This window comes from Blautia sp. An249, from assembly GCF_002159835.1.
GTDB classification, from domain to species: domain Bacteria; phylum Bacillota; class Clostridia; order Lachnospirales; family Lachnospiraceae; genus Blautia_A; species Blautia_A avistercoris.
On record NZ_NFJL01000008.1, the window covers coordinates 44,294 to 57,300 of the forward strand.

Annotated in this window: 7 protein-coding genes and 1 other annotated feature; all 7 genes read left to right on the plus strand. The window is 46.4% G+C overall.

What is annotated here, in order from left to right:
• Positions 1-75: 75 nt before the first annotated feature.
• Complete coding sequence (locus B5F53_RS08970; protein WP_087222530.1) at positions 76-828, plus strand: ABC transporter ATP-binding protein; 753 nt, start codon at positions 76-78, stop codon at positions 826-828.
• 27 nt (positions 829-855) lie between these two features.
• On the plus strand, positions 856-3,492 hold the full coding sequence (locus tag B5F53_RS08975) for an extracellular solute-binding protein (protein WP_087222532.1): 2,637 nt from the start codon (positions 856-858) through the stop codon (positions 3,490-3,492).
• Positions 3,493-3,515: 23 nt separating this feature from the next.
• Positions 3,516-4,619, plus strand: a complete 1,104-nt coding sequence (gene phnW / locus B5F53_RS08980; RefSeq protein ID WP_087222535.1) for a 2-aminoethylphosphonate--pyruvate transaminase — start codon at positions 3,516-3,518, stop codon at positions 4,617-4,619.
• 13 nt (positions 4,620-4,632) lie between these two features.
• A complete protein-coding gene (gene phnX, locus B5F53_RS08985; RefSeq protein WP_087222785.1) occupies positions 4,633-5,403 on the plus strand; it encodes a phosphonoacetaldehyde hydrolase in 771 nt (256 codons plus the stop codon).
• Between the two features lie 165 nt (positions 5,404-5,568).
• Positions 5,569-6,276: an ABC transporter ATP-binding protein gene (locus tag B5F53_RS08990; protein ID WP_087222537.1), complete on the plus strand. Its 708-nt coding sequence runs from the start codon at positions 5,569-5,571 to the stop codon at positions 6,274-6,276.
• Between the two features lie 9 nt (positions 6,277-6,285).
• Positions 6,286-9,960: an FtsX-like permease family protein gene (locus B5F53_RS08995; RefSeq protein ID WP_087222539.1), complete on the plus strand. Its 3,675-nt coding sequence runs from the start codon at positions 6,286-6,288 to the stop codon at positions 9,958-9,960.
• A gap of 62 nt (positions 9,961-10,022) precedes the next feature.
• Positions 10,023-10,248, plus strand: a binding site (T-box leader).
• Positions 10,249-10,350: 102 nt separating this feature from the next.
• A complete protein-coding gene (locus B5F53_RS09000) occupies positions 10,351-13,005 on the plus strand; it encodes a valine--tRNA ligase (RefSeq protein ID WP_087222541.1) in 2,655 nt (884 codons plus the stop codon).
• Positions 13,006-13,007: the final 2 nt, after the last annotated feature.

Consider the following 13,007-nt stretch of genomic DNA (forward strand, 5'->3'; position numbering starts at 1 on the left):
GAATAAAATAAGCAATAGAAAAAAGCTGAGATACAGATTTACAAACAGCAGGTAATACGGAGAGGAGTCAGAGATATGCTGGAATTAAAAAATGTGACAAAATCATACAATGGAAATGTAATCTTAAATGATATGAGTCTGAACGTACAGGAAGGTGAAATCGTATCTATTCTGGGACCGTCAGGGAGCGGAAAGACCACCCTTTTAAACGTGATCCTGGGAATTACGGAGATTGATCAGGGTGAGTTGATTTATAAGGGAGAGAATCTGACCAATGTGCCCATGGAGCAGAGAGGCTTTAATATTGTTTTTCAGGATTACGCTTTATTTCCCAATTTAAACGCTTATGAGAATATTACATACGGACTGAAAAATAAACCCGGAATTTCTTCTGAAGAAGAAGTCGAAGATTTAATTGATCTGCTTGGTTTAAGAGAGCATCTGGATAAGAGAATCGAACAGCTTTCCGGCGGGCAGAAACAGAGAGTGGCTCTGGCCAGAACCATGGTGATGAAACCGAGAATTCTTCTGCTGGACGAGCCTTTAAGCGCGTTGGACGGAGTTATCAAAGAGTCTATCAAAGACAGGATTAAGACCATTGCCAGAGAATATCATCTTACCACGATTATTGTTACCCACGACCCGGAGGAAGCCTTAACCCTTTCGGATCGGGTGCTGATTATTAATCAGGGAAAGATTTCCCAGTATGCCGAACCGGCGGAAATCATTAACCGGCCAGGTAACCATTTTATCCGGGAATTTATTCTGAATCAGCTGGAGATTAAGAGAAACAATATCTTTTCTCTGTTCCAGTATAAGACAGCGTAAAGAAATCAGAGGAAAAGGGAAAGAACAATGAAAGAAAAGAAAAATCCGGAGATTAAGCTGATTTTTGCTGCAGTCCTCCTTTTGTTTCTGTGGTTTCTGGCGGTTCCCATTCTTACCCTTCTTCTGAAATCCTTTCAGAATGAAACAGGAAGTATTTTCAGCCATTATGCAGAAGTATTTACCGGTGATGGGTTCTGGCAGGCTGTGGGAAACAGTTTCACAGTGGCGGCAGGCAGCGGACTGATTACTACGGTGCTGGCGTTTTTCCTTGCTTACAGCGTACATTATTCCAACCTTCCGAAAATGGCCAAAAAGATAATCCGAAACGGAGCCGTACTGCCCATGCTTCTCCCTACCATTACCTATGGATTTGCCATTATTTATTCCTTCGGAAAGCAGGGGCTGGTCACCCGTATTTTTGGCAGGCAGATTTTTGACATTTACGGGTTCTGGGGACTTTTGCTGGGGTATATGGTTTATACCCTTCCTGTATCCTTTCTGCTGATTCAGAATACCATGGGGTACATTGATAAGAAATTCATGGTTGTTTCCCGGGTGATGGGAGATAAAGGACGGAAGACCTTTTGTATGACTATTTTAAGACCTCTGGCAGGGACCCTGGCGGCGTCCTTTATCCAGTGTTTCTTCCTGGCGTTTACCGATTTCGGTATTCCCGCTTCGGTAGGAGGACAGTATGAAGTGGTAGCCTCTGTGCTCTACGACGAGATGCTGGGAAGCATTCCCAACTTTCACAACGGGGCGGTGGTCGCTATTGTGATGCTGATTCCATCGATTGTCAGCATTGGCCTTCTGTGCTTCCTGGAAAGATATAACGTACGGTACAATAAGATTTCACCGGTGGAAAACAGGAAGAATCCGGTAAGGGACGGACTTTGCGCAGTTTTTTCAGGTATGGTTTTGCTGGTGATCCTGATTCTGTTTGCGGTGATTTTCCTGGTGCCCTTTGTGGACGAGTGGCCTTATCAGATGTCCTTTACACTGAAGCATGTGAAAGAGGCATTCCAGGACAATACTCTGACAGGTGTCTTCAGAAATTCTCTGTTTGTGGCCATTTTAACTGCCATTGCAGGTTCCCTGACTGCATATGGAGCCGCTCTGGTAACGGCCAGAAGCCGGATCTCGAAAACCTGTAAGCAGATCATTGAGAGCATTGCCCTGGTTACCAACACCATTCCCGGAATGGTCATCGGTATTGCCTTTCTGCTGCTGTTTTCGGGAACTCCCCTGCAAAACACCTTTGTACTGATTATTATTTGTAATATGATCCATTATTTTTCCACCCCCTATTTAATGATGAAAAATTCTCTGGAAAAGATGAACAGTTCCTGGGAAACGACTGCGATGCTGATGGGGGATAACTGGATGAAAACCATTTTCCGTGTGGTAACGCCCAATGCCCTGCCCACGATTATAGAAGTGTTCAGTTACTATTTCGTAAACGCCATGGTAACAGTCAGCGCAGTGATTTTTGTTGCAGGAGCCAGAACCATGGTTATTACCACGAAGATTAAAGAGCTGCAGCATTTTGCAAGATTTAATGAAATCTTCGTTTTGTCCCTGTGTATTTTATTTACCAATCTGGCGGCGAAAGGTCTTTTCCGTTTCCTGGCAGGCCATAAAAAGAAGGCGGCGCAAAAAGAGAAGGGAAAAGGAAAATCAGGTAAGCCCCTGGCTCTGGCAGCGGCCGCTGCGGCAGTGGTTCTGGGCGTCGTTCTTTACCCGGGTCAGAGTGACGGACAGCAGCAGGTCATTATCTATTCCAACGCAGACGATGAAGCGGTGGACGCCATGAAACATGCCCTGGATGAAAATGGTTATGAAGGTCAGTATATGTTCCAGACCTTCGGTACTTCCGAGCTGGGAGGAAGACTGATGGCGGAAGGGAAAAATATGGAGGCGGATCTGGTCACCATGAGTTCCTTCTATCTGGACAGCGCCCAAAAGCAGAATCAGATGTTTCTGGATCTGACCTTTGATGCGGAAACCCTGACAGAGTTTCCGGATTTTTACCGGCCAATTACTTCCCAGGAAGGGGCAGTCTTTGTGAATACGGAAGTGATGAAAGAGGAAAATCTTCCCATGCCTTCTTCTATAAAAGACCTGGCCGATCCCATATATAAAGGCCAGATCTCTGTAACAGATATTAAGAGCTCTTCTACAGCATGGCTGCTCATTCAGGCTCTTGTCAGCGAATACGGAGAGGAAGATGCTGCAGAGATTCTCACAGATATATATGAAAATGCAGGTCCCCATATGGAGGATTCCGGTTCCGGACCTCTGACCAAAGTCCGCTCCGGAGAAGTAGCTATTGGATTCGGACTGCGCCATCAGGCGGTAGCCGATAAAGGGGAAGGAATGCCTGTGGATTATGTGGATCCCACAGAAGGTAACTTCTCCTTAACGGAATCCATCGCCGTACTGGATAAAGGGGAAGATACCAATCCCCTGGCTATGGAAATGGCCCGGTGCATCATTGAAAATGGCCGCAGTGAACTGCAGGAAACCTATCCGAATCCCTTATATGAAGGAGAAACTGTGGACAAGGCCAATGAGTCGGCTTATCCGAAAGTATATCCGGAAGCCCTGACGGCGGAGCTGTTAGCAGAACATCAAAAGTTGTCCGAAAGCTGTAAATCAAAATAGATAAAAGTAGAAAGGAAAGACAAATGGTACATTACAAATTATTAACACCTGGCCCACTGACCACTACAATCAGCGTAAAGAAAGAGATGATGACCGATCACTGCACCTGGGACAATGACTATAAACAGATTACCCAGAAGATCCGTAAGAAACTGCTGGATTTGGCCCATGTATCCGAAGAGGACTATACGGCAGTTTTGATGCAGGGAAGCGGAAGTTTCGGAGTAGAATCGGTTCTGACCAGTGTGATCGGAAAGGATGAGAAACTTTTAATCATAACCAATGGGGCTTACGGGGAGCGCATGATTGATATTTGCAGCCACGCGCAGATTCCATATTCCGTTTACGAGACTCCCTATGATCAGATTCCATCAGCCGCCCGGGTAAAAGAGATTCTGAAAGAGGATCCGGCCATTACCCATGTGGCAATGGTACACAGTGAGACGACTTCCGGGATTTTAAATGATATAGAGTCTGTAACCAAAGTCGTAAAAAAAGCGGGCAAAACCATGATTGTAGACGCTATGTCCAGCTTTGCCGGAGTGGAGATTGAGGTCGGCAAACTGGGAATCGACTTTATCATCAGCAGCGCCAATAAATGTATCCAGGGCGTGCCGGGATTCTCCTTTATTATCTGCAGAAGAAAGAAACTGACAGAGAGCAAAGGCAAGGCGAGAAGTCTCTCCCTGGATCTGTACGACCAGTGGGAAACCATGGAAAAAGATGGAAAATGGCGCTTTACTTCTCCTACTCACACGGTGCTGGCTTTTGCAAAAGCTATGGAAGAGCTGGAAGAAGAGGGCGGAATCCCTGCCAGATCGAAACGGTATTATGACAACAACCGGCTCTTAATCGCCCGGATGAAAGAGATGGGTATTAAGACCTATATTGGAGAGGAACACCAGGGACCGATTATCACCACCTTTTTCTACCCCGAGCACCACAATTTCTCTTTCCAGGAAATGTATGCCTTTATTAAAGAGAGAGGATATGCTATTTATCCGGGGAAAGTAACCGATGCAGATACCTTCCGGATTGGCAATATCGGGGAAATTTATGAAGAAGATATTATAAAGCTGTGTGATATTTTCAAAGAATTTTTTGAAAAAGCAGGCGCGGATGCATAAGGAGAGAAATCAGATGAAGACAAAAAAAGAAGCAGTCATTTTCGACTGGGCAGGAACTACGGTAGACTACGGATGCTTTGCTCCGGTGCAGGCATTCTCTGAAGTTTTTAAGGAAGCGGGAATAGTTCCCACCATGGAAGAAGTCAGAGAACCCATGGGAATGCTGAAATGGGATCACATTTACACCATGCTGAACATGCCCGGAATCAAAGAAGAATGGAAGAAAAAATACGGGAAAGAACCGGGAAAAGAAGAAGCAGATCAGTTGTATGCCCGGTTTGAACCGGCTCTTTTAAAAATTTTAAACCAGTACGCCGAGCCCAAGCCGTACGTTTTGGAAACCGTTGAAAAGTTAAGAGAGATGGGAATCAAAATAGGGTCTACCACAGGATATACAGATCTTATGATGGAGATTGTAGTTCCGGCGGCGAAGGAACTGGGGTATGCGCCGGACTGCTGGTTCAGCCCCGATTCCACCGGAGGAATGGGACGTCCCTACCCCTACATGGTTTTTAAGAATATGGAAGCTTTAAAGATCTCTTCTACAGAGAAAGTCATGAAAGTGGGAGACACAGTTTCTGATATTCTGGAAGGGAAGAACGCCGGGATGTTTACCATAGGAATTCTGGAAGGAAGTTCTGCTATGGGACTGTCTTTGGAAGAATATGAGGCTCTTTCTCAGGAAGAACAGGAAAAACAGAGGGAGCAGGCCAAGAAAAAATTTGAAGAAGCCGGGGCCGATGCGGTTGTAAGAGATATTCGCGGAATTTTAGAATACATTTAAAAAGATGAGTTGTCTTAATGCGCCATATGATTTCCAGTCATGTGGCGTATTATTTTGAATTTACAAGTGAGTTTCTATGATGTATAATTAATTGCATAATAATATTAGTAATATCTGAAAGTTTAGAAAAACAGTGCATGATAACCCATAAAGCGAGGACAGCATATGGAGGAAGGATTTGTAAGATTAGAAAAGGTATCAAAAATTTATGGATCCGGAGAGGTACAGATTAAAGCGGTAGACGAGATCGAATTTTCCATTGAAAAGGGAGAATTTGTAATTATTGTAGGACCCAGCGGCGCCGGTAAGACTACGGTGCTCAATATTCTGGGAGGGATGGATGCGGTCACTTCCGGAGAAGTATGGGTGGACGGAAAAAATATTGCTCAGTATAACAGCAGGCAGCTTACCCGGTATCGGAGAGAAGACATTGGATTCGTTTTCCAGTTTTATAATCTGGTGCCCAACTTAACGGCTCTGGAAAACGTGGAGCTGGCGCTGCAGATCTGTAAGAATCCTCTGGATGCAGCTACAGTTTTAGAGGAAGTGGGACTGAAGGAACGGGTGAAGAATTTTCCCGCTCAGCTTTCCGGAGGAGAGCAGCAGAGAGTTTCCATTGCCAGGGCTCTGGCTAAGAACCCGAAACTGCTTTTGTGTGACGAGCCTACGGGAGCTCTGGATTATCAGACAGGAAAATCCATCTTAAAGCTTCTTCAGGATATGTGCCGGCAAAGAGGAATGACCGTTATTGTTATCACGCACAATTCTGCGCTGACCCCCATGGCGGACCGGGTAATTAAGATTAAGAACGGAAAAGTATCCGCAATGAAACGAAATGAGACCCCGGTTCCTGTGGAAAATATCGAGTGGTAGGTGGAGAAGATGAAAAAAGCTTTGAAAAAAGATTTCTGGATGGAAATCCGTAAGAGCCCGGCCCGGTTTATATCTATCTTTTTCATTGTGGCCCTGGGGGTGGCGTTTTTTTCAGGGATCCAGGCATCCTCACCGGATATGCGGGCCTCCGGAGACGCCTATTTTGATGCCAATCATCTGATGGATATAAAAGTAGTCAGTACGCTGGGCTTTGAGGAAAAGGATATTCAGGCTCTGGCCGGTGTGGACGAAGTGGAACTGGCAGAAGGAGCTTACGGAACAGATGTCCTTTGCGGAGAAGAAAATTCTCAGAGTGTTTTACATATAGAAAGTATCAATGATCAGGTAAATGAGCTGACAGTATCAGAAGGAAGGCTCCCGGAAGAAAAAGGGGAGTGTTTTTTAGATACTGCTTTTTTTGAATCTAAGGAGTTCTCTCTGGGAGATACCCTTCAGGTGCAGGAAGAGGGAGAGAACGGAATCCTGACTACAAAAGAGTTTGAAATTGTGGGGCATGGAAGCAGTCCCCTTTATATTTCCTTCAGCCGGGGAAATACCACCCTGGGAACCGGGGAGGTGGACGGATTTATTTACGTGCCTGCGGAAGCTTTTTCCCAGGATACTTATACCCAGGCCTATCTTCTGGTTGATCAGGCTGCGGATTTAAGCAGTTATTCCGACGGCTACAGCAATCTGATTAAAAAGATCAGAGATCGGCTGGAGGGGATTGAAGAAGAACAGTGCAGGATCCGCTATGCCGATGTGAAAGAAGAGGCCGAAGAAGAGCTGGCCGATGCCGAAAAAGAACTGGCCGACGGAAAGAGAGAAGCCGAAGAAGAGCTGGCCGACGCCCGTAAAGAACTGGCCGACGGAAGGAAAGAGTACGAAGACGGGCTGGCAGAGTATGAGGACGGAAAGAAACAGTTAGAAGATGCAAAGAAAGAGATTGCAGACGGAAAGAAAGAACTGGAAGATGGTAAGAAACAACTGGAGGACGGGAAAGAGCAGATACGGGATGCAAAGAAACAGGTTGCAGAAGGATATAAGGAACTGGCCGACTCCAGAGCAAAGCTGACGGACGGAAGACAGGAGCTGGAGGACGGCAAACGGCAGGTGGAAGAGGGACAGCAACAACTGGATCAGCAAAAAGAAGAAGCCGGGCTGGAAGAGGCCCAAAAGGAACTGGAAGCAGGAAAGGAGCAGCTTGCAGCGGGATGGAAGGCCTATGAAGAGGGAGTTTCCCAGATTCAGCAATACGAAGAAAACCTGCCCCAGGTAAAAGAGGGATATGCCCAGGCATCTGCTCTTCTTGCCCAGGCACAGGAAGGGTATGCCCAGGCGCAGACGGCCTATGAAGCTCTGGGGGTGGCCATAGAAGCGGGAATCGCCACAGAGGAAATGAAGGCGGAGTACGAAAAATTAGGGGCTCAGATTGCAGAACTGGAAGGAAATATTGCTGTCATTCAGGAGAATATGGCAACCTTACAGGCTATTCTGGACAGGGAGGAAGAAATTGCTCTGGCAAAGGCCGCTCTTCCCGGACAGAAGGAGCAGTTAGAGGCCAGTCAGGCTCAGTTGGAGGCCGGGGAGGCCGAGCTTTCGGAAGGCCTGAAACAGATAGAGGCGGCCCAGACCCAGTTAGATGCGGCAAGGGCCGAAATCGAAGCAAATGAAGCAGTCATAGTTCAGGGAGAGGCCCAGATAAAGGAGGGAGAAGCTCAGCTTGAGTCAGCCCAGGCAGAAATCGAGGCCAATGAACAGACAATCAAAGACAGCGAAAAAGAGATAGCAGAAAATGAGACGAAGATAGAGGATGGAGAAAAAGAGATTGCGGAGAATGAAGAGAAACTTGCGGACGCCCGGAAGGAATTAGAAGACGCTCAGAAGAAACTGGAAGACGGGGAAAAAGAATACGAAGACGGAAAGAAGGAAGCAGAAGAGGAGATTGCCGAGGGAGAACAGAAGCTGGCCGACGCCAGGGAGGAATTACAAGATCTGGAAGTTCCCCAGTGGTACATCACCGATCGGGAAGATTTGCCGGAATACAGCGAGTATGGGGAAAACGCAGACAGGATCCAGAATATCGGAAAAGTTTTCCCGGTCATCTTTTTCCTGGTGGCTGCTCTGATCAGTCTGACTACCATGACCCGTATGGTAGAGGAACAGCGAACGCAGATAGGAACCTTAAAAGCCCTGGGATATGAAAAGGGGGAAATCGCCGCCAAGTATCTGCGGTATGCTTTCCTGGCCACAGTGGGGGGAAGTATCCTGGGAGTTCTGTTCGGAGAAAAGGTTCTGCCCTTCATTATTATAAAAGCTTACGGAATCATGTATCACAGTATGGATACCCAGCTTCGCATCCAGTATGAATGGAAATTTGCCCTGATTGCTTCAGGAGCCGCTATTGCCTGTACCATGGGCGCAACCTTTGTCTCCTGCCGCAGAGAGCTTGCGGAGACTCCGGCGAACCTGATGCGTCCTCCGGCGCCTAAGGAAGGGAAACGGGTATGGCTGGAGAAAGTTCCCTTTATCTGGAAACATCTGAATTTTACCTGGAAATCCACGGTTCGGAATCTGTTCCGTTACAAAAAACGATTCTTTATGACCATTTTTGGAATTTCAGGCAGTATGGCGTTGATGCTGGTGGGATTTGGCCTGCGGGATTCCATTATGGATATTGCCAATATTCAGTATGAGGAACTGCAGCATTTTGACGGTACAGTTATTTTAGATGAGGATGCCACAGACCAGGAAAAAGAAGAGCTGACAGAATATCTGAATGGGCAGGAAGAGATTGAGAGAGCGACTCAGGTTCTGATGAAGACCATGACAGCAGATACCGGAAAATCCAAATTAAGCGAGTATATTTATGTGCCGGGGGATATGGAGTCCTTTGAAAAGGATGTGACCTTACGGGACAGAAAGACACAGGAGGAATTTCAGCTTGACGATACCGGAGCGGTAATCTCTGAAAAGACGGCCAGCCTTCTGGATGTGAAAGCCGGAGAAACCATTGTTCTTGAGGAAGACAACCGGGAGTATGAGGTTTTGGTGGCGGCAGTCTGTGAAAACTATATGGGACACTATGTATATATGACAGAAGCCGTTTACCGGGAGATCTTTGAAGAAGAACCGGAATATAATGACATTTTGATTACTTACAAAACGGAGGAAGAGTCCCGGATGGAGGAGATTGGGCAGGAAATTCTGGAGAAGCCGGCGGCTTTAAGCATCAGCTATACAGGAAGTATCAAAGAACAGCTGAACCGGATGTTAAGCAGTCTGGGAATGGTTATTGTGGTTCTGATTGTGTCTGCAGGAATGCTGGCCTTTGTGGTGTTGTATAACCTGAATAATATCAATATCACAGAGCGTCAGAGAGAGTTGGCTACTTTAAAAGTTCTGGGATTCTATGACAAAGAGGTGGCAGGGTACGTTTTCCGGGAAAATGTCCTGCTGACCCTGATCGGGGTGCTGACAGGAGCCCTTCTGGGAATCGGACTTCACCGCTACGTGATTACCACAGTGGAAGTGGAGGCCTGTATGTTCGGACGCAACATCGGCATTTTAAGTTATCTTATAAGCGGCGTTCTGACCTGTGCCTTTGCGCTGATTGTCAATCAGGTGATGCACCATAAACTGAAGAAGATAAATATGGTGGAATCTCTGAAAAGCGTAGAATAAGAAGATTTCCCAAAAAGATTCTTGACAAATAAAAAAAAGACAATTATTATACTTTTTAACAGAGAAAGGCTGGGAAAAAGAGGAGTATGTCTGTACTGCCAAAAGAGAGAAACGTTCTCAGGCTGAAAGACGTTTCGGGAGAAGGCAGGCAAAAAGTAGCTTTGGAGCCGGGGGATTGAAGGTGGACACTGTGTAGATTCCCACGTAGAATTCCGCGTTAAGGAATGGAAAGATGAAGTTTGGGAAAACTTCAAAGAAGGTGGTACCGCGTTTTTTATCGCCCTTCACACAGTGTGTGAAGGGCTTTTTAATGTAACAGGAAATCCAACGGAATTTCCTGTTACAGAATAAAGCGCTCCGCGCAGGTATTAAATTTATAAGGAGGATGCTATGAGCAAAGAATTGGCCAAGACTTATGATCCGAAAGGAATCGAAGATCGTCTGTACCAGAAATGGATTGACCGGGGATACTTTCATGCAAAAGTAAATCCGGATAAAAAACCTTTTACTATCGTGATTCCGCCGCCCAATGTAACCGGGCAGCTTCATATGGGACATGCCCTGGATGAAACCATGCAGGACATTCTGATAAGATTTAAAAGGATGCAGGGATATGAGGCTCTCTGGCAGCCGGGAACCGACCACGCAGCCATTGCCACAGAAGTAAAGGTAACAGAAAAATTAAAAGAACAGGGAATTGATAAAGCGGAAATCGGCCGGGAAGAATTCCTGAAACATGCCTGGGCATGGAAAGAGGAGTACGGCGGAAAAATTATCAATCAGCTTAAGAAGCTGGGCGCTTCCGCAGACTGGGAGAGGGAACGGTTTACCATGGATGAAGGCTGTTCCGAAGCGGTTCAGGAAGTATTTATCCGTTTATATGAGAAAGGCTACATTTATAAAGGAAACCGGATCATCAACTGGTGTCCGGTCTGCCAGACTTCTATTTCTGATGCAGAGGTAGAGCATGAGGATCAGGACGGATTCTTCTGGCATATTAATTATCCTATTGTGGGGGAAGAGGGAAGATACGTGGAGATTGCCACCACACGTCCCGAGACGATGCTGGGCGATATGGCTGTGGCAGTGAATCCGGAAGATGAAAGGTATCAGGATCTGATCGGTAAGATGCTGAAACTTCCGCTGACGGATCGGGAGATTCCGGTGATTGCAGACAGCTATGTGGATAAAGAATTCGGGACCGGATGCGTGAAGATTACTCCCGCCCATGACCCTAACGACTTTGAAGTGGGAAAACGTCATCATCTGGAAGAAATGAATATTTTAAATGACGACGCCACCATTAATGAAAAAGGCGGAAAGTATGCAGGAATGGATCGCTATGAGGCCAGAAAGGCCATGGTAAAGGATCTGGAAGAACTTGGACTTCTGGTGAAGGTGGTACCCCATTCTCATAACGTAGGTACTCACGACCGCTGCAAAACCACAGTAGAACCTATGATCAAACCCCAGTGGTTTGTAAAAATGGATGAAATGGCGAAAGAAGCTATCCGTGTCTTAGAAGACGGAGAACTGGAATTCGTACCTTCCCGGTTTGATAAGACCTATCTTCACTGGCTGGAAAATATCCGCGACTGGTGTATTTCCAGACAGTTGTGGTGGGGACACAGAATCCCGGCTTATTACTGCCAGGACTGCCAGGAAGTGGTTGTTGCCAGAGAAATGCCGAAGAAATGCCCGAAATGCGGCGGTACCCATTTCGTTCAGGATGAAGATACTCTGGATACCTGGTTTTCTTCTGCTTTATGGCCCTTCTCCACGCTGGGATGGCCCCATAAAACACCGGAGCTGGAATATTTCTATCCCACAGACGTACTGGTAACAGGCTATGACATTATTTTCTTCTGGGTTATCCGTATGGTCTTTTCCGCACTGGAGCAGACCGGAAAGGCTCCTTTCCATCATGTGTTGATTCATGGTCTGGTGCGCGACTCCCAGGGAAGGAAAATGAGTAAGTCCCTTGGAAACGGAATCGATCCTCTGGAAGTGATTGACAAATACGGGGCAGATGCGCTGCGATTAACGCTGATGACTGGAAATGCACCCGGAAACGATATGCGTTTTTACTGGGAGAAGGTGGAAGCCAGCCGGAACTTCGCAAATAAAATCTGGAATGCCTCCCGTTACATTCTGATGAATCTGGAAGGAAAGGAAGTAAAAGAGCCGGAAGATCTTCAGAACTTATGCAAAGAAGATCAGTGGATTCTCTCCAGACTGAACCAGGTAATCAGGGAAGTAACAGATAATATGGAGAAATATGAACTGGGAATCGCCGTACAGAAAGTATACGATTTCCTGTGGGATGTGTTCTGCGACTGGTATATTGAAATGTCCAAAGTACGTATCTGGAAGGCAGAAGAAAACCCGAAGGCAGCAGAGGAAGCCCTCTGGACGCTGCGGACAGTACTGACACAGAGCCTGAAGCTTCTGCATCCCTATATGCCGTTTATTACCGAGGAAATTTACTGTGCCCTTCTTCCCGGGGAAGAGTCCATTATGATTTCTTCCTGGCCGGTATACAGAGAAGAATGGGAATTTGCCGGGGCAGAAGAACAGCTCGCCCACGTACAGGAACTGGTTCGGGGAATCCGCAATACAAGAACAGAAATGAATGTACCGCAGAACCGGAAAACCAGTCTGTATATTGTAGCTGCAAACGCTCAGGCGGGGAAAGAGTATGAGGAGCTGAAAGCCTCTTATGCAAACCTGGCCTTTGCAAAAGAGATTCACGTTCAGGAAACGAAAGAAGGAATCGGGGAAGACGCGGTTTCCGTTGTGCTTTCCAATGCAGTTGTCTATCTTCCACTGGAAGATCTGATTGACAGAGAGAAAGAACAGGAGCGTCTGGAGAAAGAACAGGAACGCCTGAAGAAGGAAATTGCCCGCTGCGAGGGAATGCTGGGAAATCCAAACTTTGTAAATAAAGCGCCGGCGGCAAAAGTAGAAGCAGAGAAGGAAAAACTGGAAAAGTATAAAGAGATGATGGATAAGGTAACCATGCAACTGAAACAATTGCTTAAATAATC